This window comes from Polaribacter batillariae (assembly GCF_017498485.1).
GTDB classification, from domain to species: Bacteria; Bacteroidota; Bacteroidia; order Flavobacteriales; family Flavobacteriaceae; genus Polaribacter; species Polaribacter batillariae.
Genome location: NZ_CP071795.1, coordinates 209,968 through 234,753, shown reverse-complemented (window position 1 = coordinate 234,753; position 24,786 = coordinate 209,968). Strand labels below are relative to the sequence as shown.

Genomic DNA, 24,786 nt, shown 5'->3' with positions numbered 1-24,786 from the left:
AAGTGGAAAAATTAAACAAAGTGTTATAAAATTAAACGAATTTTAAGTGTAAAATATTGTTAAACAGCAAGTTAAGTCGTTTTTATTTTGTATATTAGAGGTATGAAAATGATACGTTGTAGGTATGGTTTTTGCGTTCTTTGACATATTGGCATAAAAAATATTAACCTCAAAAAATTAAAAAAAATGGATACAAAAAAAACTATCAAAGAAATAAAAGAACTATTTAACCTGAGTTCGATTAAAATTTAGGCATTTTTTTCTAGTAAAAAAGATAGATTTTCAGTAAATTAAAGTATTGAATTTCAATTTATTAATCTAAAAATCTATCTATGATAATCTACTCTAAAATTACTGAAATTTTCTGTCTTGTTGATGAATTTTGTAAAGAATATGACCAAATAGTCAGTAAACACCTTTTAGGCAATCCATCAAAACGTCCCAGTGTTATGTCAAATAGCGAGGTAATTACCATTACCATTTTGTTTCAGCTTAGTGGTTTTAGGACCTTTAAACACTTTTACGTGTATTACTTGCAAAAGCATATGCAAGATGATTTCCCAGCTACAGTTTCATACAATAGATTTACAGAACTCATGCAGCAAAACCTCATGCCAATGACTTTATTTTTAAAGACATGTTGTTTAGGTAATTCTACGGGTATTTCTTTTGTAGATTCTACACCTGTTAGAGTTTGCAGCCCCAAACGAATTAAGAATAATAAAGTATTTAAAGGCATTGCAACCACTGGAAAATCCACTATAGGATGGTTCCATGGCTTTAAATTGCATATCGTTATAAATGATAAAGGTGAAATCCTAAACTTCTGCATAACCCAAGCTAATGTTGATGATAGAACGCCATTAAAAAAGAAGTCTTTTTTAGATAAAATTTATGGTAAGTTATATGCGGACAAAGGTTATGTTGGAAAAGATTTAATGCAGTTACTTTTTGCTGATGGATTGCATTTAATTACTCATATTAAAAACAATATGAAGAATTCTTTAATGACAATGAGTGATAAAATTTTACTGCGTAAACGCTCTGTTATTGAAACCGTAAATGACGAACTCAAAAATATTTGTCAAATTGAACATTCTAGACATAGAAGTTTTACTAATTTCTTGTCAAACATAATCGCAGGTCTTATTGCATATAGCTTTTTACCAAAAAAACCTGCTATAAAATATCAGACTGTAAAGTCTAATCAGTTGACAATTTATTAATCGAACTCAGGTTATTAAGGGGCTAAAGCAAAAAAAAACTTATTATAGAAATCAATCAATCAATGTCCAAGCTAAAGATACCCTTAAGTTAATTATTGATTATTTTAACAAAAAGAAGATAACAAAAAAAAATGAAGATTATTTTAAAAGTAAATGGACAAATGACACAATAGAATCAATAATATTTATTAATAATAAATATTATAATCTTAAAATGATTTCTTCTAATGAAAAATAAATTAAAAAGAATATGAAAATTAGAAATAATAGGTACTAAACCAAAAAGTGTGTAAGTAAAGTTATTCTGAAATTTTTCTAGAGCAATCATTAAATTGCTCCATGAGGAAAAATTTCGGAAATAACTTTACGATTAAATAATCACTAAATTTATAAACACACTTTTATTATGAAACCAGAAGATTTATTAAACGAAGAATTTTTAAAACAATTTAAAACAGGTTCAGAACTAACCAGTTTTATAGAACAACTGCACAAACGTGGTGTAGAAAAGATTTTAGAAGGCGAATTAGATGCGCATTTAGATTACGATAAGCATCAAAAAAGCAACAATCCTAATTCACGAAATGGCTATGGAACCAAAACAATAAAGACGCATTTAGGAGAAACTAAAATAAAAGTTCCAAGAGATCGCGATGCTACTTTCAATCCAATGCTTATTAAAAAGCGAGAAAGTACTGCAGATGGAGTTGAAAACCTGATTATTTCTTTATATGCCAAAGGAATGAGTACTACAGATATCGAAGAACAAATACGAGAATTGTATGATTATAACATCTCTAGTTCAGCCATTTCTAGAATCACAGATAAAATTACAGCTGACATTATTGCTTGGAAAAATAGACCTTTAGAAGCTACTTATCTGATTGTATGGATGGATGGCATCGTTTTTAAGGTTCGTGAAAACTCCAAAGTCATCAATAAAACAATTTACATTGCTGTTGGTCTTAGAGTAGATGGTAAAAAAGAAGTTTTAGGACTTTGGTTAGGAAAAAACGAATCTTCCTCTTTTTGGATGAGCGTTTTAACCGACATAAAAGCCAGAGGAACACAAGACATTTTAATTACAGCAACTGATAATTTAAACGGATTTACAGACACCATTAAAACTATTTTTCCCAATTCAGTAACACAAATATGTGTGGTTCATCAAATCAGAAACTCTTGTAAATATGTAGTCTGGAAAGATAAAAAAGCCTTTACAAGAGATATGAAGCAAATCTATACAGCTCCTACAAAAGAAGCAGCAAAAGCAGCCTTAGAAGACTTTAAAAATAAATGGAACTCTAAATATTCTTATGCCATTAAATCATGGGAAAACAATTGGGATGAACTCACTGTTTTCTTCGATTTCCCATTAGAAATCAGAACCATTATTTATACCACAAATTTGATAGAAAACTTAAATGGGAAAATTAGAAAATACACTAAAAACAAACTCTCATATCCAACAGATGATGCTGTAATTAAATCCGTATTTTTAGCTTTGAGAGAATCAACAAAAAAATGGACATTGCCTATTAGAAATTGGGGTATCATTCTTAACCAATTTTTGGCTATATTTGAAAACAGGATTAAACTATGAAAAATTTAATCCTGTAATTTTTAACTTACACACTTTGCGGGAAAGTGTCTTTAAGTTTTTTAATTTAACATTACAACAAATCAATGATACTTTAGATAATAAAATTGTAAGCGGAAAAATATTAAGTTCAGATAAATTTATAGTTAATAATTACAAAGCTTTAAAAGGTTCAATAGAATTACAAAAAGAAATATCTCCTAAATTTAAATGGATAAAAAATGATACTTTAAAAAATCAAATTCAAAACAAATTAGAAATTAAAAAAGCTAAATTATACGAAATTCAAAATCATAATTTCAATGAAAAATGTTTTGACCCCTATAAAACAAGAGTAATCTTTTAAATTTCGATTATTAATTAAGCTGTTAATTTATTTCTTCTAATAAGGTGTTTATCTTGACTCCATTTTTCCATTGGAGTTATTCGTCCTAATAGACCATGGATCCTTCTATTATTGTAAAATTTCACGTAGCGTTTTAGTATTTGCTCTATTTCTCCAAAATATTGATAATCGAACCTTTTGAATACTTCTTTTTTTAATATTCCGTGGTATGCTTCAATATGTGCATTCTCTTCTGGAGTCGCAATGTGTGTAAATTCTTGTTGTACTCCGATTAATCCTAAATATTCACGCACTTTTTTTGCTATAAATTGACTGCCATTATCACTCCTAATAACTACATTATTGGGATAATCACAATCTTCAAACAATGCAGATAATAGCGCTATTACGTGATTTTGTTTGATATTAAAGGAAAAATAGTCTTTCAATATTCTACGTGTGTGAACGTCAATAACCGAGAGTAAATAAGCGTTTTTACCTACACTTGGTATCCAAACCATCTTTATATCCATCTCTAAACACTCCAAAGGTCTAGAAGTATAAACCTTTCTAAACTTTACAAATTTACGTCCAGAACCACTTCTATCTATCCTATTGTCAAGCTTCAACAGACCTTCTTCCTTCATAATTCTATATAGCTTTTTATGGTTTATAGTATAGCCGTCTCTATTTAAATAACTGGTCATTAATCTATAGCCACAATCTATAAATTCATCCTTTAAAACCTCTTTAATAGCTGCAACTACGTCATCCTGCAATACCAGGCCTTTAGTCTTGTGAAAGGTCTCTTTAGTTGGCTTATTTCCTTTTTTACCACCACTAGGCTTTCTATAATAGCTACTTGACACAATACCTACCATTTTGATAATCTTACTCTTGCTAATTTTATGTTTTTTATATATAGCGTCTACTAGATCTTTCTTGGATCGGACGTTCCAAACTTTTTTTTTAAAAGTTCTCGTTGCACTTCAAGTTCTATTTCTCTATCGCTTAGTAATTTTCTTAAAACACGATTTTCTTGTTCGGCTTCTTTAAGTTCTTTGCTTTTAGTGTCATAGGTAACTTTTAAACCAGCTTCACCTTTGTGCTCAAACTTTTTCCGCCAACTGTAGAAAGTACCTGTGCTTACACTGTATTTTCGGCAGGCTTCAACAATGCCGATTTCTTCTGAAACTGATAGTATTTCTAACTTCTGTGCTAATGTCCATTTCTTGTATTTCATATCTCAAATATATTTATTTGAAATTTAAAATATCACTCCGAATTAATAAGGGGCTAAAGTATATAAGTAGTTTTGTTTTCATAATTTAAATTTTTAATTACATAACAAAACTCTTAAATCATTTGGTTGTTTAAGTAATAAACTTTCTAAAATGTCTATAAATTCTTCTGAAACGTTTTATTTTAAAAAAAATAGATATTATAAAAAATTTCTAACTACATAGCGAAGTACTATATTCCGTTAGAAACTTGAAATCGAAATTTAAAACCAATTCTATAAAAACCTTTATGAAATGCTACAATTCATTTCTGAAATGATTATTCTATTGAGATTAAAGTTACAATTTAGAAATAAAAATAGACTTTTCAAAAAATAGTCTAAAGATATGCAACCCAATAATTTAAATATTATTCTAAAAAAAATTAGAATAAATTTACTTATACATTTTTGGATATGATGCTAAAAAACCAACAAATTTCTTCATTGGAATTTTTGATTTTTATTTTAGAGATTTTTCTACAAGGTCGAAGAAAAATTAAATACTAGCCATAAAAACTAAACGTTAAAGCGAAAATGCATAACATCGCCATCTTTTACAATGTATTCCTTCCCTTCTACTCTCATCTTACCAGCTTCTTTTACTTTTGCTTCCGAACCATAAGTTACATAATCTTCGTAAGAAATGGTTTCTGCTCTAATAAAACCTTTTTCGAAATCTGTATGAATAACTCCTGCAGCTTGAGGCGCAGTGGCACCAATTGGAATGGTCCAAGCTCTAACTTCTTTTACTCCTGCTGTAAAATAGGTTTGTAAGTTTAATAATTTGTATGCAGAACGTACCAAACGCGAAACGCCAGCTTCTTCTAAACCAATGTCTGCCAAAAACATTTCACGTTCTTCATAATCGTCTAATTCTGCAATATCTGCTTCTGTTCCCACAGCCAACACAATCACTTCTGCATTTTCGTTTTTTACTGTTTCTTTTACTTTTTCTACATAATCGTTACCAGAAACGGCAGAGTTTTCATCTACATTACAAACATATAACACTGGTTTTAAAGTAATAAACTGTAAAGGCTGTACAAATTCTAATTCTTTTTCAGAAAAATCTAAAGTTCTTACAGATTGCCCTTTTAATAATGTTTCTTCTATTTTTAATAAAACCACTAATTCTGCTTGCGCTTCTTTATTGCCTGTTTTGGCGGTTCTTTTTACTCTTTCTAATCTTTTTTGAACCGTTTCTAAATCTTTTAATTGCAACTCAATATCAATCGTTTCTTTGTCTCTAACTGGATCAATAGAATTATCTACATGAATAATATTGTCGTTATCGAAACATCTTAGCACATGCAAAATGGCATCTGTTTCGCGAATATTTGCCAAAAACTGATTTCCCAAACCTTCTCCTTTGCTTGCCCCTTTTACCAAACCTGCAATATCTACAATTTCTACAGTTGCAGGCAAAACGCGTTCTGGTTTTACCAATTCTTCTAACTTTTCTATTCTTTTATCTGGTACATTTACAACTCCTAAATTGGGTTCTATTGTACAAAAAGGAAAGTTTGCACTTTGCGCTTTTGCATTTGATAAACAGTTAAATAAAGTTGATTTTCCTACGTTGGGTAATCCTACAATTCCAGCTTTCATTTATGTATATATTATCTTCGAAAGAGTTATTTAACCTAAAATTAAGTTAACTTTCTTAAAATTTTCAGAATGCAAATATAATACTTTGTTAAACTTAAACAGCGTTTTATTTACAAATCTAAAATTGACTTATTTTTCACGAAATAAAAAAAACAATGACCCAAAAATTACACGTTTTTATGTTGTTATTCTTAATAAGTTTGGCAACATTCTCTCAAACAATTACCGGAAAAGTAGTTTCTGAAAACTCTTTAAAACCTATTGAAAATGTTTCGATTGTAACCAATTTAAAAACAGGTACTGTAACCAATGAATTTGGCAAATACACACTCGATTTAAAAAATGTTAAAACCATAACATTTTCTTTCTTAGGGTATGCAACAAAAACACTCTCTAAAAATCAATTAATTGCGCTTAATTACAATGTAAACTTATCTGAATCTGTAAATCAGTTATCCGAAATTCAACTAAATCTAGCAACAATTTCTTTAGATTCTTTATTGATGAAGTCAGAAAAAAGTATGAAAGAAAACTTTCTAACTGAAGCTACGAAACAAGAAATGTACGCAATTGAAAGTCAGAAAATGGATTTTAAAAAATTAGATTTAGAATTAAAATCAAGTTCGATATTAAGCAGAAAAAACAGAAAATTAGCAGAAAAAGAATTGAAAGATTTTTCTAAAAATCTACAACAAAGAAAACCAGAATTTTCATCGGAATACAAAAGCGTTGTAAAATCTAAAAATATTTGCGAACCCAAAGTAAAAAAACACCTTACCTTTTATATTCCAGATACCGTAGAAGGGTATAAAAAAGCAAGTATCGGATCAGGAATTACCGTTAAAAATATCAGTAAAAAACTTCAGAATATCGTTTTAAAGCATTTAAGCAAAGAGAAAACTTACAAAATAAAATCTGGTTGGTTTAAAGTTGAAGACTCATTGTCTTTCAAAAAAGTAATCAAAGAAAACGATTCTATAGAAAAAAGTAACAGTTTTAGCAATTTAAAAATATCCAATTTTTTAATGGACACAAATAAAGAAAGCACTTTTTTTAATAAAACAGCTCAAAATAATTTTTTTAATCGAAAATATTACCATCATCAATTAGAAAAAAATGAATTTTTAGGGCTTTCTAAATATTATGTAATTTCCTTTGAACCCAGAAAATCGAAAGCAAAATATGCCGGTAAAATCTATATTGATGCTTCCGATTTTTCAGTAAAAAAAATAGCTTACAAATTTGCAGACGGAAAACGAGGTGAGCATTTAAATTTAAAATTACTTTTGGGAATTAAGTATTCAGATAATGAAAACGAAGTTACTTTATATTACGAAAAAAATAAATTAGGAAAAATTTACCCTGCTTATTATTATCGAGCCATAACAAGATATGCTTACGTAAATAGACCTATAAAGTTTATAGAAAATACAAAAGAAAGAAACAAAGTAAAGTTTAATGTTAAGGTAGAAGTAAACATTTTTGAAACCACAGAAGTCTTATTAAAAGCACCTACAATAATTGAAGCTTCCACCCTAAAACCTTTTAGAAAAGAAGATTTAAAAAAAAGAACCACTTATTTATCGAAAGAAACGTACGAAAATTCTTTTTGGAAAAACAGATCTATAATTCAGCAGTATTTACAAAAATATTAGTAAAAAAAATCCGGAATTAGCTTCGGATTTTTTTTGTACATTAAGTTTACAATCTAAATAGTATTCTCTTTAGATTTTAAATTTTAACTGTTATGCATAAATTTTTGCTTTGCTAACAACTCTTCTTCGGTTTCTACATTATCTTCATCTGGCACACAACAATCTACAGGACACACTGCAGCACATTGTGGCTCTTCGTGGAAACCTTTACATTCTGTACATTTATCTGCAACAATGTAGTAAATTTCGTCAGAAATTGGTTCTTGGTCTTCATCTGCATTTGCCGATTTTCCATTTGGTAAAACTACATTTCCACTTAAATCTGTTCCGTCTGAATATTTCCAATCGTCTGCACCTTCGTAAATTGCTGTGTTAGGGCATTCTGGTTCACAAGCCCCACAATTTATACATTCATCTGTTATTATAATTGCCATAATTTTCTTTTCTAATTTGTACCTTTGCAGTTGCAAAAATAACGCCAAAATTAGTTACAACCAAAATAAATGAATAGTATTCAAAATAGAATTACTGCTTTTGCCAAATTAGGCGCTTTTTTAAGTCAGTTTTCGCAAGAAAAAATAGCAAAAAAAGAACAAATACCACACAACGATTTGTTTTTTGATGGTTTTAAGCATCAATTAAAAATTGCACAAGAAAACAATTCTTGGTTTACCAAAGAAAACTTACTTTTTTCTTTAGAAAGTTGGTCTAAAACATTAACTAAAAGCAATTTAGAAAAATGGATTTTAGATAGTAATTTTAAAATTGAAACTCCAAAAACAGTTGCAATTGTAATGGCTGGTAATATTCCTTTGGTTGGTTTTCATGATTTTTTATCGGTTCTAATATCAGGTCATTACGTTTTAGTAAAACAATCTTCAGGTGATAAACATTTATTGCCTTTTTTAGCCAAGTATTTAGAATATGTATCTGAGGAATTCAAAGGAAATATCACTTTTACAGAAGAAAAGTTAGAAAATTTCGATGCCGTAATTGCAACTGGAAGCGATAATACAGCGCGTTATTTCGAATATTATTTCAAAAACAAACCAAATATTATTAGAAAAAGTAGAAATTCTGTGGCGGTTTTAAAAGGAAATGAATCTGAGGAAGATTTAAAAAAATTAGCCGATGATGTTTTTACCTATTTCGGTTTGGGTTGTAGATCTGTATCAAAAATTTATGTTCCCAAAAATTACGATTTCAATAATTTTTTTAATGGAATGTATGTGAAAAAAGACATGATTAACAACGCCAAATACGCCAATAATTACGATTATAACAAGGCTGTGTATTTAATGAGCGAATACGATTTGCTAGAAAATGGTTTTTTAATGATTAAGGAAGATGAGAGTTACTCCTCTCCTATTGCCACTGTTTTTTATGAATATTATGATAATGAAATCGACCTAAAAATAAAATTATATGAAGATAGAGATAAGATACAATGCATTGTTGCCAAAGACTTTATAGAAAATGAAGTCGCTTTTGGTGAAACACAAAATCCGCAATTGTGGGATTATGCAGATGGTGTAAATACGTTGGAGTTTTTGTCTAAAATATAAAATATATTGCTTTATCATTTCGAGCGAAACGAAGTGAAGTCGAGAAATCTTAAAACAAAAAATTAAAGATTTCTCCATAAAGTCGAAATGACAGGTTTTAAAAACTTTAAATTTTAAATAAAATAACCCAGAAACATAGTAATGCACAAAGATTCTATACAGAACTTTGAATTTTAAATTTTGAACTTTAAAAGAGTATGAAAAAACATAATTTTAGCGCAGGTCCTTGTATTCTTCCGCAAGAAGTTTTACAAAAAGCATCTGAAGCCATTTTAAATTTTAATAACGATAATTTATCGTTAATAGAAATTTCTCACAGAAGCCAACCTTTTGTAGAAGTGATGGAAAAAGCCAGAAGTTTGGCTTTAGAATTGTTGGGTTTAGAAAATAAAGGCTACAAAGCATTGTTTTTACAAGGTGGTGCAAGTATGGAGTTTTTAATGGTTGCCTACAATTTACTAAACAAAAAAGCAGCCTATTTAAACACAGGAACTTGGGCAGATAAAGCCATAAAAGAAGCAAAAGTATTTGGAGAAGTTGTAGAAGTTGGTTCTTCTAAAGATAAAGGTTTTTCTTACATACCTAAAGGATATTCAATTCCTACAGATGTAGATTATTTCCATTGTACAAGTAACAATACAGTTGCAGGAACACAAATGAAGGAGTTTCCAGAAACAAATGTTCCTTTGGTTTGTGACATGAGTTCCGATATTTTTTCTCGTCAGTTAGATTTCGAAAAATTCGATTTAGTTTATGCGGGTGCACAAAAAAATATGGGTCCTGCAGGAACAACTTTGGTGATTATTAAAGAAGAAATTCTTGGAAAAGTAGAAAGACACATCCCTTCAATGCTAAATTATCAAGTTCATATCGAGAAAGACAGCATGTTTAATACACCTTCTGTTTTTGCAGTGTATGTTTCGATGCTGACTTTACAATGGCTAAAAGATTTAGGCGGAATTAAGTTTATTGAAGAAGTAAACAACAAAAAAGCTACTCTTTTATATGCTGAAATTGATAGAAATCCGCTTTTTAAAGGAATGGTTGCAAAAGAAGACAGAAGTACCATGAATGCAACTTTTACGTTAACGGATGAATCTTTAACAGATAAATTCGATACAATGTGGAAAGATGCAGGCATTAACGGGTTAAATGGACACAGAAGTGTGGGAGGTTACAGAGCAAGTATGTACAACGCTTTACCATTATATAGTGTACAAGCTTTGGTAGATGTAATGCAAGCCTTAGAAAAAGTAATAAAGTAAAAAATAAGTCACAAAGTTACAAAGGCTCAACTTTGAAACTAAAAATAGTAAGTTTGAGTAAGTAACAATTACACGATTACAAAAATGAAAATATTAGCAAACGACGGATTATCAAAAAGTGGAATTGACGCTTTAGAAAAAGAAGGTTTTGAGGTTATCAACACAAAAGTGGCTCAAAATCAATTAGAAAATTATATAAACGAACATAATATAGATGCACTTGTTGTAAAGAGTTTAACCGAAGTTCGTGACGATTTAATAGACGAATGTCCGTCTTTAAAACTCATCGCTTTTGCAGGTGTTGGTATGGATACGATTGATGTAGATTACGCCATCGAAAAAGGTTTACATGTAATTAATGCACCAGAAGCATCTACAATTTCTGTAGCAGAAATGGTTTTTGCACATCTTTTTGGAATGGTAAGATTTCTTCATTCTGCAAACAGAGAAATGCCTTTAGAAGGCGATTCTAGGTTTCGAGAATTAAAAAAAGCATACTCTAACGGAACAGAATTACGTGGTAAAAAATTAGGAATTATTGGTTTTGGAAGCATTGGACAAGAAGTGGCGAAAATTGCCATCGGAATTGGAATGGAAGTAATTGCAATAGACGAAAATATAGATTCTGAAAGCATTACTTTAGATTTTTTCAACGGCCAGAAAGTCAATTTTAATATTAAAATGAGTTCGAAGGAAGAACTGTTAAAAGAGGCCGATTTTATTACGATTAATGTTCCAGATCAAGAAGATTATGTAATTGATGCTCAAGAAATAGAAAAAATGAAAGATGGTGTAGGTATTATAAACACATCAAGAGGTGGTAATTTAAATGAAGTTGCGATGGTTAATGCGATTAAAGATGGAAAAATACAATTTGCAGGTTTAGATGTTTTTGAAAGCGAACCAACTCCAGAAGTTCAATTATTAATGAATCCAGATTTGTCTTTATCTCCACATATTGGAGCTGGTACTATAGAAGCAGAAGAAAGAGTTGGAGTAGAAATTGCAAATAAAATTATAAAACTTTTAAAATAATTTGGCAACTGTAAAACCTTTTAAAGCGGTTAGAGCAACAAGAGATAAAGTCGCCATGGTTTCTTCGAAATCGTACGAAGTTTATACTCCAGAAATGTTGTATTCTAAATTAGCGTTTAACCCTTATACGTTTTTGCATGTAATAAATCCTGGTTATAAGTATCATAAACAAGATATTAGTGGAGAATTACGCTTTAAATTAGTGCATAATAGGTATTTAGAATTTAAAGAAAACAATGTCTTTCAAAAAGATAATTTACCAGGTTTTTATATCTATCAAAAAATAACATCTACAGATTCTTTTTGTGGAATTATTGCTGCAGTTTCTGTAGAAGATTACCATCAAAATATCATAAAAAAACACGAAGGAACGCTTAAATCAAGAGAGTTATTATTCGAAAATTATCTAAAAAATACTGGTTTTAATGCAGAGCCTGTATTACTAACATATCCTGATAATGATGAGATTTTATCAATCATAAAAAAATACAAAGAACAAAGAGCAGAATACGAATTCTCTACAACTGATAAAGATTTACATTTACTTTGGGTAGTAAATAATGCCAATGATATCGAAAAAATAACAGCCGCTTTTAAGGGGGTAAAAACCTTATATATTGCAGATGGGCATCATAGATCTACTTCTTCTTGTTTGTTGGCACAAAGATTGGCAAAAGAAAATGCAAATCATACAGGCGAAGAAGATTATAACTTTTTTATGAGTTATTTACTGCCAGAAAGTGAGTTGAAAATCTACGAATTCAATCGATTTATAAGAGATTTAAATGGTTTAACTTCAGATGAATTTTTAATTGAATTAGATACCTATTTTAGAATCGAAAATCGAAAGCAAGAATTGTACAAACCCAAAGAAAAACATCATTTTAGCATGTACTTAAATGGTGATTTTTATGCTTTATATTTACGAAAATCTATCTATAACTTTACAGATGCTTTAAGCAAATTAGATGCTCAAATTTTGTACACCACCGTTTTAAGACCTATTTTAGGAATTGAAGACATTCGAAACGACTCTAAAATTGTGTATTCGCAAGATAAATCTGATAGTTTAGAACTAAAAACAAAAGTAGATGCTGGCGATTTTAAAGTTTCGTTTGGAATGTTGCCTACAAATATAAAAGAGTTGAAAGAAATCGTAGATGCTGGTTTGTTAATGCCACCAAAAACTACTTATATCGAGCCCAAGTTAAGAAGTGCATTAACGATTTATGAGTTTTAACAAAGTTATTCTAAACTTGTTTTAGAATCTTTATGCATTATTCCATCAAAAAAAAATAAAAATGAGTATCAAAGAAAGTCTACAAAAAATAAAAAATTCTATTCCCAAAAACGTAACTTTAGTGGCCGTTTCTAAAACCAAACCTGTTGCAGATTTACAAGAAGCTTATAGTGCTGGGCAACGAGTTTTTGGGGAGAATAAAATTCAAGAAATGGTAGAAAAATTCGATGTTTTACCCAAAGATATTAAATGGCATATGATTGGTCATTTACAAAGCAATAAGGTAAAATATATGGCGCATTTTGTCGATTTAATTCACGGAGTTGATAAATTTTCTACCTTAAAAGAAATCAACAAACAAGCAAAAAAACACGATAGAATTATCCATTGTTTGTTACAAGCTAAAATTGCCAAAGAAGAAACCAAGTTCGGATTATCTTTTGAAGATATTGAAACTATTTTAGCATCAGAAAAGTTGCGTGAATTAAAAAATATAAAAATTGTTGGTTTTATGGGCATGGCCACATTTACAAACAATCAAGAACAATTAAAAAAAGAATTTTCTTCGCTAAATCACTTTTTTGAAGCACAAAAATTGAAAACAGAAACAGAGAATTGCCAACTTAACATTCTTTCTATGGGCATGAGTGGAGACTATTTACTAGCAATTGAAAACGGAAGTACAATGGTTCGCGTAGGAAGTTTTATCTTTGGCAGTAGAAATTATAATTAATAAATTGCCCCGATAAAAAAAAGATTTGTACGCAATATTAGACATTGAAACAACTGGAGGTAAGTTTAACGAAGAAGGCATTACAGAAATAGCCATTTACAAATTCGACGGACATGCTATTGTAGATCAGTTTATTAGCTTGATAAACCCAGAAAAGGAAATTCAAAAATTTGTTGTAAAACTAACAGGTATTAACAATGCCATGTTAAGAAATGCACCAAAATTTTACGAAGTTGCCAAAAGAATTATAGAAATAACCAAAGATTGTACTTTGGTGGCCCACAACACTTCTTTCGATTATCGAATTTTAAGTACAGAGTTCGAACGTTTGGGTTACGATTTCAACAGAAATACATTGTGTACTGTAGAATTGAGTCAAGCTTTAATATTAGATCAACCTTCTTACAGCTTAGGAAAACTAACCAAATCATTAGGAATTCCTATGACAGATCGACACAGAGCCTCTGGAGATGCTTTGGCAACTGTGCAATTATTTAAATTATTGTTAGAAAAAGATGTTCATAAAAACATCATTCAGAATTCTGTAAAATATTACGATAGAAGAATTGAAAAAGACAAACATCAAAAATTAATAGATGCTACAGCCAAAGTAATGGGTGTTTTTTACGTGCACGATTCCGAAGGAAAAGTTATTTTTATTGGACGTGGAAAAAATATAAAAGCAGAAGTAAACAAGTTGTTTTTAAAAGATACGAAAAGGTCTATTAAAATTCAAGACAGAGCAAATTCTATATCTTTCGAAAAAACTGGAAACGAACTTTTTACACGTTTAAAATATTATATAGAATTAGAAACACTTTCGCCAAAGTACAATTTTAAGAAAAAAAGAAAACCTTTTCATCAAAATTTTAACAACGACAATTTTATTATTATCGACAAAGGAAGAGAAGTTGAAGAACATGCCATTATTTTAATAGAAAATAACAACGTTTTTGGCTATGGTTATACAAATTTGGCATATCAAGAAAATAAATTAGACATTTTAAAAACGTTGCTTACCACAATCGAAAATAAAGAGTTAGCCAAAGCAATTATTAAAAATTATTTGAATAAAAATAAAGTTCAAAAGATAATTCGGTTGTAATTTTTATCAATAAAAACTCTTAAAATACGTCATATGACGTATTTTTTTTACTTTGTAGTTTTCTCATTTTTGTTGTGTAACTCTAAAACACAGAAAATGAAAAGATTAATACTACTTTGTTTCTGCATAATTTTATCAGGAACAATGGCTTCGCAAGAATTTGGCACGGGACTTAAATTCGACGAAAATTTATACAACGAAGTTCCACAATCGGTTCCGTTAATTACCAGAAGTTTTAAAGCACTACCTCGTGCTTATAGTTTAAAAGGCTACACTCCTACTCCTGGAAACCAAGGTTCACAAGGTTCTTGTGTGGGTTGGGCAAGTGCTTATGGTGCAAGAACAATGGCTAATGCCATTAAAAATAATTGGGAGTTTAATACTGCTAAAATAAATCAAAATACGTTTTCGCCAGCATTTGTTTATAATCAAATTAAAGTAAATGCTAAATGCCAAGGAGCATATATCGAAAACGCAATGAAAGTAATGAACAATTTTGGTTCTGCTAAATTAGCAGATTTTCCTTACGATTATAGAACTTGTTTAAAAACACCTACTAATTATACATTTACAAAGGCTAAAAATCATAAAATTTTGACTTATGAAAGATTGGCAAGGTGGGACAATCCTACTAATTTAACAGGCAAAGTAAAAAAAGCAATTTCGACCAAAAATCCAGTAGTTATAGGATTATTTAAGTTTTCTAACTTAAAAACAGATTATAATAATGTTTGGATTCCTAATAATGGAACTTATGGCCATGCAATGGTTGTGGTTGGTTATGATGACAATAAGGCTGGTGGAGCTTTCGAAATAATGAATTCCTGGGGAACCAAATTTGGTAAAAATGGTTTCTTCTGGATTAAATATGCAGATTTCGAAAGACAAGTAAAAACAGCTTATGTTTTAGTGGATCAAGACAATAACGATTTCAATAATAATAATAATAATAATAACTCTTACATATCTAATAATTTAGGAGGAGAAATAACCTTAAAATTAAGTAGTGGAAACACCATGCCAGTTCGTTTAAGCGAAGGAGCTACAAGAAACTTTAACATTGTTAAAGCTACAAAAACTACCTATAAAGTTAATGAAACTTATACTTCTGGAACTCAATTTAGAATATATTTAAACAGCAAACAAAGAGGTTATGTATATTTAATTGGTTATGGTTCTTACGATAAATCTGTCAATAAATTATATCCTTTTGGTGGTTTTAGCGACTATTTTAATTATACCAATAGCGAAATTGCCATACCAAATGAAGATTATTTTATAGAATTCGACAATCATCCAGGACAAGATATTTTATGTGTTTTATACAGCAAAGAAAAACTAGACATTAACAACATTGTTAGCAAAGCAAAATACGGTTCTGGAGATTTTGTATCGAGAATAAAACAAGCACTTTCTTATAAAATGTTTCAAGGAAACGACGTTACTTTTAGTAAAAATAAAATTTCCTTTAAAGCAACTTCCAAAAGTTCGTCTGCGAAAGTTGTTCCTATTTTTATTTCTATGAATCATCAATAAAAACAAACAGTATGAAAATCCTAAAAAACATACTATTCTTATTTTTATTACTACCTACTTCAATAATTAGTCAGAATAGTAACAGCACTTTCGTATATCAAGAAGAATTTAATTCTAAAGGTACCTGGCCAACAGGTAACAATGCAAATAGAGAACTTAGTGTATATAATGGTAGGTATTATTTCGATTATAAAAAAACCGAAAAATCGTGGCGAATTTCTACTCCTGCTTACAATTTAAATACCAATTCTAATTTCGAAATAGAAACCTCTATTCAAAAAATTTCTGGTGTCGATAATTATGCAATCTCTTTTTTATATGATTTTAAAGATGATAATAATTATAAAGAATTTGGAATTACTTCTGGAGGATTTTTTAGAATTTCCGAAGCCAATAACGGTACATATTCAAACATAAAAGCATGGACAAAATCCGATAAAATTAAAACAGGAAACTTTGGTGTTAACGTATTAAAGGTTTCTAAAACAGCAAATACCATATCGTTTTATGTAAATAATGCTTTGGTTTATTCCGAAAGCTATAAAAACTTTATCGGAAATAAAACAGCAATTATGCTGTATCGAAATCAAAAAATTTCTATCGATTATATTCGAGTAAAACAAACAGGTACTACTATAAATAACAACACCAATTATGCTAACAATAATAACGATTACAAAACAAAAACAATTCTTTACGACAGTTTTTATTCCAATACAAACCATTGGGCTGTTTCTAGCGATAATAACGTTGTTTTAGAAATTAATAATGGAAAATATTACTTCGAATACAAAGGACAAAAAGGCTTTACCACCACAAAAACATTAGATTTAGATACCCAAAAAGATTTTAAAATAGAAACCTCTATTCAAAAAATTTCGGGAATAAAAAATAACGGATTTGGTATTATTTTCGGACGTAAAGATGGGGGAAATCAATTCCAATTTTTAATTACCTCTAGCGGAAGTTTTGCCGTAGATAAATATGCGAATAACAAGCTACAAACTTTACAAGATTGGAAAGCCTCTTCTGCCATAAAAAAAGAAAACTTCTCTACAAATACAATAAAGTTAGAAAAAAGAGGAAACGATTATGTTTTCTTTATTAACAATACAGAAGTTTACAGAGCTTACAACTTAAATTTTCCTGGAAACAGATATGGTTTTGCTGTTTTTCAGCCCCAAAAAATCGCAATCGATTATTTAAATATTGCTTATTTAAATAACAATTCTAACAATAAAAACATTTACAATATTAACCATGCAAAGGAAGTAGAATCTGTTTTATTTGCCGATGATTTTAATAATAAAACAAATCATTGGACAGAACAAAACGATGTAAATACCCATTTTAGAATTTCGAATGGTAAATATTACGTAGCACATAAAAGAGAAAAATTGGGCTATTCTACCAATATTAAAAAGTATTTCGATACTTCTAAAGATTTTGAATTTGTAGCCAAATTAGATAAAATTAGTGGCGCAAACAACAGCCCTTTTGGTTTTATGTGGGGTTTAGAAGGCGGCAACAGTTTTCGATTTTATATTGCAGGAACAGGGTATTATAAAATTGTTAGAACAGTAGATGGAAAAGAAGAAATTATAGAAAAATGGACAAAATCTTCTGCTGTAAATCAAAACAACGGAGCTTCTAACATTTTAAAAGTGCGCAAAGAAGGCGACCATTACAAATATTTTATAAATGATAGATATGTAACCAAAACAGATTTCGAACCCTTTTATGGAGATAGATTGGGCTTTGTAGTTTATAACAAACAAGAAATAGCTGTCGATTATTTACGAATACATCGTTTAAAAAATAAAAACGATAATTTGCAGATTGTAACCCGTAAAGATTTGTCTGTTCCGTTAACAGAAAACTTTAGTTCGAATGCAAATGGTTGGCAATTAGAAGATGCAGACGATTATTCTGTAGCTCTAGAAAATCGAAAACTAATTTTACACAGAAAGAAAAAAGGAGGCATTTTTATAAGTAGAAGCATCGATATAAACACCCAGAAAGATTTTGTAATAGAAACAGCCATTAGCAGAATAACAAACTCTAATTCTGGTTTATACGGAGTTACTTTTGGTAGAAAAAACTCGGCAAACGAATATTCTTTTTTATTCTCTGGAAACGGGAGTTATATGTTTAGAAAATTCGAAAATAATGTATATAAAAAAATAATTCCGTTTACAGAAACCCCTGCAATTAAAGTAGGTAAAGACTTTTCTAACAAACTAAAAATTGTAAAATCTGGAGGTTTGTTGCGTTTTTATATCAACGACCAATATGTAAACGAAACCGCTTTCGAACCTTTCTTTGGAAACAAACTCGGCTATACCATTTATCACGATAAAAAAATAGCCATCGATTATTTAAAGGTTAATTATCAATCTGCCAGTTTTAACAATCCGCCAGTGGTGGTTATTTCAGAACCAAATGTAGAGTTAAAAAGAGGTTTTAAAATTGTTGAAGCTAAAAAGATTTTAGTTCGAGGAACAGCCACAGACTCAGATGGAATTTACGAAATTACCATTAATGGGGTTGAAGCAAATGTATCTGAAAATGGAACTTTCTCTGCAAACGTACCTTTAAAATACGGAAAAAACGATTTGGTCGTAAAAGCCACAGATATGAAGCAAGCATCTTCTACAAAAACATTTGTTGTAAAAAGAAATTCAGCAAATATTAATAATGGAGATGTTACCGAAAATAACAACGAAAAATTAGACATTGGTTTTGGAAAATACTACGCTTTAATAATTGGTGTAAGTACCTACCAAGATAAAAGTATTCAAGATTTACAAGGAAAACCTATAAGAGATGCACAAAATTTGGCAGATGTTTTGGTAAATAATTACACTTTTGCGAAAGAAAATGTAACCGTATTAAAAAACCCAACAGAAAACCAAATTACCAGAGAATTTTACAACTTAAAAAAGAAAGTAAGTAAAAACGATAACGTAGTTATTTTTTATGCAGGACATGGAAATTACGATAAAGTAAGCGAACGTGGTTATTGGATGCCTTCGGATGCAGAAATGGAATTTGAAGGAAATGTAATTTTAAACACCAGCATTGTTTCTTACATACGAGCCATTAACTCTAAACACACGTTATTAATTGCAGATGCTTGTTTTAGTGGTAGCATTTTAACAACGAGTAGATCTTATAAAGAAGCATCTAAAGCAGTTCAAAAGAAATATGCGCTACCTAGTAGAAAAGCAATTACAAGTGGTACCCTAACCACAGTGCCAAACGAAAGTGTTTTTATGAAGTATTTATTAAAGCGTTTGCAACAAAACAACGACAAGTATTTGTCTGCAGGACAGCTATTTAATATGATAGAAGATCCTGTTATTAACAATACAACTGGCGATAATCAACCACAATATGCACCAATAAGTAGAACAGGAGACGAAGGTGGCGATTTTATTTTTATTAAGAAATAATTTTGTACATCCATAACCTAAATTTAAAACCTCAAGTTCTTGAGGTTTTTTTATTGTAAAAAACATTTATTTATGAATTAAATTTAATAGTTTCGCAGAGATATAAAATATATGAATTTAGAACAATTAGTTTTAGAGTTTCAACAAAAGGATGTAAAAGCCTACGAAAAACTATACAATATGTATTGCAATAGTATTTTTGGTGTGGTAAATAACATTGTTAAAAACGACGATGTCGCACAAGAAATCACACAAGATGTTTTTATAAAAGCTTGGAAAAACTCAACTTCTTACAGTGCTAAAAAAGGGCGTTTCTTTACATGGATCCTTAATATTGCAAGAAATGCGGCGATAGACTATACACGTTCTAAAAAATATAAACAGTCTAAACAAAACCTTAACTCAGATTTTTTCGTAGATATATTAGAAACCAGTAAAAGTTTAGACAATTCTACAGATACAATTGGTATAAAAGAATTTGTTACCAAATTAGGTGATAAATGTAAAAGAATCATAGAATTAATTTATTTTAAAGGATTTACCCAAAAAGAAGCATCAGAAGAATTAGAAATGCCAATAGGTACTATAAAAACAAGAAACAGAAATTGTATAGGCGAGTTGCGCATTATGCTTGGAGTTTAATAAATGAATACAAAAGAATACATAGCATCAGGAATTTTAGAACTGTACGTTGCAGGTTCACTCTCAGAAAAAGAGAATGAAGAAGTGCATGCCGCAATTCAAGAAAACCCAGAATTGTTAGCAGAAGTGTTATCAATAGAAAATGCCATTGTAAAGCTTACTGCAGCAGCTTCTAAAAAAGATGCCTCTTATTTATTTACAACCATACAAAAAGAAATTGAAGGTAAAGAAACAAAAGTAATTTCGATTTCTAAACCTAAAAATAATTGGTTACAATATTCTGGTTGGGTAGCTTCTATTGTTATTGGTTGTGTTTTAATTTGGTCCATTTCGCAAAACAACCAATTAAAAGAGCAAATTGCTACAGAAAAACAACAGTTAGAAGAACAAATAGACAAGGCATCTAATAATTTGGCCGAGGCAGAAAAGTTGATTTCTATTTTTAGAGATAAAGACATTATTTCTGTGCCTCTTGCTGGTCAAAAAGTTTCTCCGAACTCTTACGCAAAAGTGTATTGGGACAAAAAAACAAACAGTATTTATTTAGATGCAAAAGGTTTGCCAGACCCACCAAAAGGAAAAGTATATCAAGTTTGGTCATTAAAACTAAGTCCTTTAACTCCTACAAGTTTAGGAACCTTAGAAACGTTTACAACAGATGCTAACAAGATTTTTACCATAGAAAATGCAAACGAATCTGAAGCATTTGGTATTACTCTAGAACCTGTAGGTGGTAGCGAATCTCCTACTCTAGAGCAGTTATATACACTAGGTGCAGTTACTGCAGCGCCTTAACAATCTTTTTAATTAACACCATTATTTTATGGTTTAAAAATTACTGTAATAACTATTGGCAGTAGTTATTTTTTTATTTTTATAATATCGCGAATTCCTTTTATAGTAATTCCAGCACTTGCTATTGAACCAGATATTCCTGTAGTTTTATTTCCACTTACCGCTAGAAATATGCCTGCAATAATTCCAATTACACCTATAGTTACTAAAAAAACACTCAAGGTTTTATTTTTGTTTTCGTTCATTATTATTTTTATCTATTCTATGATTTTCAAACATTTCAATTGTTGCTTTTAAAAAACCAAACATTCCTAACCCTAAAACAATAATTCCAATAGACAATTCTTTTAAAATTCCAATTTCTGTAAAATAATATCCAATTAGTCCAAAAGTTAAAAAAGATAAAATCATAAGACTTATCAAAGAAATCATAATTTTCCCTTTTTTAGGGTTTTTCCAAATGTTTTCAGAAAACTTATTTTGAGTTTTAGTAGTATCTTGTAATGAGGAAAAACTTACTCCAAGTCCCATAAAAATCAATAATGAATTTAAATTTTGAAAAATTAAATCAGGATTTCTTTTTAATTCTTCTATTCCGTAAAAATATGGTTTAAAAGCAAAATAAAGCCCAATCAACATTAAGGGATATTGTAGATAACTTATGTAATGAAAAAATGTTTTAAAATTCATAATGTTCTTGAGTCTGTTCTGTAGTTACTGCTAACATCTTTATTTATAGAAATTTGTACTTTTAATTAGGCTAAAAGTAGCCATTTTTTATAAATGGTGTTGGCGTTTTCGTAGTTTTTTTTAGTTTATAATTTTGTTTTTTAGTGATTATTCCGCCAAGTTTTTAATTCTGCATTAGAGTGATTTTCCGCATTTTGCTCAATTCCACAAACTTTCTAAATTCAGAGTTTGAGTAAGAATTCCGCAAAACTGATTTTCAAAGTTTGAGTAAATTCAAACATTTTTTGGTTCATTTTTCCTCAATTTTCCAAAATTTTGCGGGCGAGAGAGCGTTCCACATTTTTCAGTTTTCCTCTATAGTAGATTCAATTTGTAGAGAATATTATTTTTTAAATATTGTCTATTTAAGCCTTATAGATTCTAACTTTCTTCTTTTTTAAACGAGAGTTGTTCAATTTTTCTACCAAACGAGTTGCTAAAGTTAACGGAACAGCCACAAAAGCGCAATCTTGTTTTAAATTGATGGTTCCTAACTGCTCTCTTTTTAATTTTCCTTGTTTAATAAATAAACCTGCAATGTCTCCTTTCGAAATTTTGTCTTTTCTTCCGCCAGAAATAAAAACAGTTTCCCAATAAGGCATTTTTCTTTCTGCTTGTTTCGTAATATCTACCACTTCAGCATCTTTTATAAATTCAGGTAAAAGTTGATCTTTCCACTTTAAAACATAGGCAGTTCCTTCTGCAGAAACCCTTGCTGTGCGTCCATTTCTGTGGGTAAATTCTTCTAAAGCTAGAGGCAATTCATAATGAATAATGTAATTCATTTCTGGAACATCAATTCCTCTTGCAGCCAAATCTGTTGCAATTAAAATTTGGTAGGTTCCATTGCTAAATTTTATCAAAGCACGCTCTCTGTCTTTTTGCTCCATTCCGCCGCTAAAACAACCATGTTTTATGTTTTTACTTTCTAAAAAAGTACTTAGATTGTTGATACTATCTTTTAAATTACAAAAAATAATTCCTTGTTGATTTCCTAAATGATTTAACAAATGTAAAAGTGTATTTAGTTTGTTTTTTGCAGGAGAAATAACGGTTTTAATTTCTAATTTAGAAACTTTTTTTCCTTTTAAATAATTAATGGTTTTGGGTTGTTTTAATTCAACAAAATCAGGAATGCTAATCCCTTGTGTTGCAGAAGTTAAAATGCGTTTACTTAAAGCAGGTAATTGTTTTATAATTTGCCTCATTTCGTACTCAAAACCAACTTCTAAAGACTTATCGAACTCGTCTAAAACTAACGTTTTAATGCAATCTCTAGAAAAACGTTCGTTACTAAAGTGATCGGAAATTCTACCTGGTGTTCCAATTAAAATCGCAGGTACATGTTTCAATTCTATTTTATCTTTAGAGATGGGTCTTCCACCATAAACCGCATTAACTTTGTAGCCAGAACCCATTTCACGCACAACCTGTTCTATTTGAATCGCTAATTCTCTAGAAGGTACCAAAATAAGTACTTGAATATTTGAATTTTCGGGATCTAAATTTTTAATGATTGGTAATAAAAAAGCCAGTGTTTTTCCTGTTCCTGTTGGCGATAGCAATATTGTATTGTCGGTTTTTTCAATAACAGCAGTTGCCTCTATTTGCATAGGATTTAACTGTTTGATATTTAATTTATCTAAAATATCTTGTTGCTCTTTTTTATGATTTGCCATTTTATAATTTTAAAAAAAACTTTAAAAATTGCTAAGAATTAACAATTTTATAGACTTTGTAAGTTTTGCAAATCTAGGGCTAATTATTTACTAATTAGGCAAACAAATTAAGCAACATTGTAAAGACTCTTTAAAGAAAAAAGAAATTAATTTCAACGAAAAAAATACATCAAAAAAACTCATCAAAAAAAATGATGAGCTTTCTTTTTAACTAAAAATATAGGCATAACCTTAAGGAATTCTTTTCGGTTAAATGGGTATTTATTTTGCTGATAAACACTAAAATAAAACAACTGTTTTGCCTATAGATTTTCCAGATTCTTGTAATCTATGGGTTTTTTTAAAATTCTCGACAGAAAAACCATGTAAAGTGGTTGTTAAAGTAGATTTTAAGATTCCTTTGTCTAATAATTCGGAAATATTATTTAATATTTCGTGTTGTCTAGCAATATCGTTTGTGTTGTACATAGAACGAGTGTACATTAATTCCCAAGAAAAAGTAACACTTTTGCTTTTTAAAAGGTTTAAATTTAAAGGTTTACTGCTTTGGGTAATAGAAACGATATGCCCTTGTGGTTTAATAATTTCTGCGATGGTTTCCCAATAACCTTCTAAATCGACAAAATCTAAAATATAATTTACCTCTTTATGCCCTATTTTTTCTAATTCTTCTTTTAAGTTATAATGATTTACAACAAAATCGGCTCCTAAATCTTTGCACCACTGAATAGAATCTTCGCGAGAAGCTGTTGCAATTACGGTTAAATTACCTAATTTTTTTGCCAATTGAATCGCAATCGACCCAACACCACCTGCACCTGCCAATATTAAAACAGATTTTCCTTTATCTTTTTGGGGGTTAATTCGAATTCGATCGAACAAAGCCTCATAAGCAGTTAAACTTGTTAAAGGCATGGCTGCTGCTGCTTCAATAGAAATGTTTTTTGGTTTTTTACCAACAATTCTTTCATCTACTAATTGAAACTCGGCATTGCTGCCACTTCTGGTAATATCACCTGCATAAAAAACGGCATCACCTACCTTAAATTTAGAGGTTTTTTCACCTACTGCTTCCACAACTCCAACAGCATCCCAACCAATTATTTTTGGTGTTTCTAATGTGTTGTCTTTTGCAGCACTTTGTCTAATTTTAAAATCAACCGGATTTACAGAGTTGGCTTGCACTTTTACTAAAAGATCGAAATCTGTAGGTTTTGGCTTTGCTGTTTCAAAAAAAATAAAACTATTTTTATTTTCTATCGGGTACGATTTTTTAAATCCTATGGCTTTCATAATTTGTTATTTTTTTAT

General features: G+C 29.8%; 22 protein-coding genes. 14 read left to right on the top strand and 8 right to left on the bottom strand.

The genetic code is table 11. From position 1 onward, the window contains the following. Positions 1–332: 332 nt before the first annotated feature. The 3 genes from JL193_RS01000 to JL193_RS00990 all read left to right on the top strand — a co-directional run bounded on the left by JL193_RS01000 (position 333) and on the right by JL193_RS00990 (position 3,172). Positions 333–1,226: an IS982 family transposase gene (locus JL193_RS01000; protein ID WP_207970412.1), complete on the top strand. Its 894-nt coding sequence runs from the start codon at positions 333–335 to the stop codon at positions 1,224–1,226. A gap of 406 nt (positions 1,227–1,632) precedes the next feature. Next, positions 1,633–2,829 carry an IS256 family transposase gene (locus tag JL193_RS00995; RefSeq protein WP_207970621.1) on the top strand — a complete coding sequence of 399 codons (1,197 nt, stop codon included), beginning with the start codon at positions 1,633–1,635 and terminating at the stop codon, positions 2,827–2,829. Further along, a complete protein-coding gene (locus JL193_RS00990) occupies positions 2,807–3,172 on the top strand; it encodes a hypothetical protein (protein WP_207972070.1) in 366 nt (121 codons plus the stop codon). Before JL193_RS00995 ends, JL193_RS00990 begins: the two co-directional genes overlap by 23 nt. A 14-nt stretch (positions 3,173–3,186) precedes the next feature. Here JL193_RS00990 and JL193_RS00985 read toward each other — a convergent pair whose 3' ends face one another. From JL193_RS00985 to ychF, 3 genes are all read right to left on the bottom strand, one after another. Further along, a complete protein-coding gene (locus JL193_RS00985; RefSeq protein WP_243456875.1) occupies positions 3,187–4,056 on the bottom strand; it encodes an IS3 family transposase in 870 nt (289 codons plus the stop codon). A 26-nt stretch (positions 4,057–4,082) separates the two neighbouring features. Further along, positions 4,083–4,394, bottom strand: a complete 312-nt coding sequence (locus JL193_RS00980; RefSeq protein ID WP_207970461.1) for a transposase — start codon at positions 4,392–4,394, stop codon at positions 4,083–4,085. A gap of 555 nt (positions 4,395–4,949) precedes the next feature. Next, positions 4,950–6,041: a redox-regulated ATPase YchF gene (gene ychF, locus JL193_RS00975; protein ID WP_207972069.1), complete on the bottom strand. Its 1,092-nt coding sequence runs from the start codon at positions 6,039–6,041 to the stop codon at positions 4,950–4,952. Positions 6,042–6,196: 155 nt separating this feature from the next. On the opposite strand from ychF, the gene JL193_RS00970 reads away from it, so the two are divergent. Next, on the top strand, positions 6,197–7,696 hold the full coding sequence (locus tag JL193_RS00970; protein WP_207972068.1) for a carboxypeptidase-like regulatory domain-containing protein: 1,500 nt from the start codon (positions 6,197–6,199) through the stop codon (positions 7,694–7,696). An 83-nt stretch (positions 7,697–7,779) separates the two neighbouring features. On the opposite strand, the gene JL193_RS00965 is transcribed toward JL193_RS00970, so the two are convergent. Further along, complete coding sequence (locus JL193_RS00965) at positions 7,780–8,130, bottom strand: 4Fe-4S dicluster domain-containing protein (protein ID WP_207972067.1); 351 nt, start codon at positions 8,128–8,130, stop codon at positions 7,780–7,782. 69 nt (positions 8,131–8,199) lie between these two features. On the opposite strand from JL193_RS00965, the gene JL193_RS00960 reads away from it, so the two are divergent. The 10 genes from JL193_RS00960 to JL193_RS00915 all read left to right on the top strand — a co-directional run bounded on the left by JL193_RS00960 (position 8,200) and on the right by JL193_RS00915 (position 21,067). After that, on the top strand, positions 8,200–9,261 hold the full coding sequence (locus JL193_RS00960; RefSeq protein ID WP_207972066.1) for an acyl-CoA reductase: 1,062 nt from the start codon (positions 8,200–8,202) through the stop codon (positions 9,259–9,261). Positions 9,262–9,458: 197 nt separating this feature from the next. After that, positions 9,459–10,526, top strand: coding sequence for a 3-phosphoserine/phosphohydroxythreonine transaminase (gene serC / locus JL193_RS00955; RefSeq protein ID WP_207972065.1), 1,068 nt, complete (start codon positions 9,459–9,461; stop codon positions 10,524–10,526). 84 nt (positions 10,527–10,610) lie between these two features. Beyond that, entirely contained in the window at positions 10,611–11,561 is a 951-nt protein-coding gene (locus tag JL193_RS00950) for a D-2-hydroxyacid dehydrogenase (protein ID WP_207972064.1), read from the top strand. Between the two features lies 1 nt (position 11,562). Beyond that, positions 11,563–12,801, top strand: coding sequence for a DUF1015 domain-containing protein (locus tag JL193_RS00945; RefSeq protein ID WP_207972063.1), 1,239 nt, complete (start codon positions 11,563–11,565; stop codon positions 12,799–12,801). Between the two features lie 61 nt (positions 12,802–12,862). Next, a complete protein-coding gene (locus JL193_RS00940) occupies positions 12,863–13,534 on the top strand; it encodes a YggS family pyridoxal phosphate-dependent enzyme (RefSeq protein ID WP_207972062.1) in 672 nt (223 codons plus the stop codon). 25 nt (positions 13,535–13,559) lie between these two features. Further along, the gene (locus tag JL193_RS00935; RefSeq protein WP_207972061.1) at positions 13,560–14,639 is read left to right on the top strand and encodes an exonuclease domain-containing protein; all 1,080 of its coding nucleotides are present in this window, start codon (positions 13,560–13,562) and stop codon (positions 14,637–14,639) included. 96 nt (positions 14,640–14,735) lie between these two features. Then, the gene (locus JL193_RS00930; RefSeq protein WP_207972060.1) at positions 14,736–16,175 is read left to right on the top strand and encodes a C1 family peptidase; all 1,440 of its coding nucleotides are present in this window, start codon (positions 14,736–14,738) and stop codon (positions 16,173–16,175) included. 11 nt (positions 16,176–16,186) lie between these two features. Next, complete coding sequence (locus JL193_RS00925) at positions 16,187–19,630, top strand: caspase family protein (protein ID WP_207972059.1); 3,444 nt, start codon at positions 16,187–16,189, stop codon at positions 19,628–19,630. 111 nt (positions 19,631–19,741) lie between these two features. Beyond that, the gene (locus JL193_RS00920; protein ID WP_207972058.1) at positions 19,742–20,272 is read left to right on the top strand and encodes an RNA polymerase sigma factor; all 531 of its coding nucleotides are present in this window, start codon (positions 19,742–19,744) and stop codon (positions 20,270–20,272) included. 3 nt (positions 20,273–20,275) lie between these two features. Beyond that, positions 20,276–21,067: an anti-sigma factor gene (locus tag JL193_RS00915; RefSeq protein ID WP_207972057.1), complete on the top strand. Its 792-nt coding sequence runs from the start codon at positions 20,276–20,278 to the stop codon at positions 21,065–21,067. Between the two features lie 65 nt (positions 21,068–21,132). Here the strand turns inward: JL193_RS00915 and JL193_RS00910 are convergent, their stop codons facing one another. From JL193_RS00910 to JL193_RS00895, 4 genes are all read right to left on the bottom strand, one after another. Then, a complete protein-coding gene (locus JL193_RS00910; protein WP_207972056.1) occupies positions 21,133–21,288 on the bottom strand; it encodes a hypothetical protein in 156 nt (51 codons plus the stop codon). A 4-nt stretch (positions 21,289–21,292) separates the two neighbouring features. Continuing rightward, positions 21,293–21,757 carry a hypothetical protein gene (locus tag JL193_RS00905; protein WP_207972055.1) on the bottom strand — a complete coding sequence of 155 codons (465 nt, stop codon included), beginning with the start codon at positions 21,755–21,757 and terminating at the stop codon, positions 21,293–21,295. Between the two features lie 404 nt (positions 21,758–22,161). Next, a complete protein-coding gene (locus JL193_RS00900) occupies positions 22,162–23,475 on the bottom strand; it encodes a DEAD/DEAH box helicase (RefSeq protein WP_207972054.1) in 1,314 nt (437 codons plus the stop codon). A 279-nt stretch (positions 23,476–23,754) separates the two neighbouring features. Continuing rightward, positions 23,755–24,768 (bottom strand): zinc-binding alcohol dehydrogenase family protein, encoded by a 1,014-nt coding sequence (locus JL193_RS00895; RefSeq protein WP_207972053.1) that lies wholly within the window; start codon positions 24,766–24,768, stop codon positions 23,755–23,757. Between the last annotated feature and the right edge of the window lie 18 nt (positions 24,769–24,786).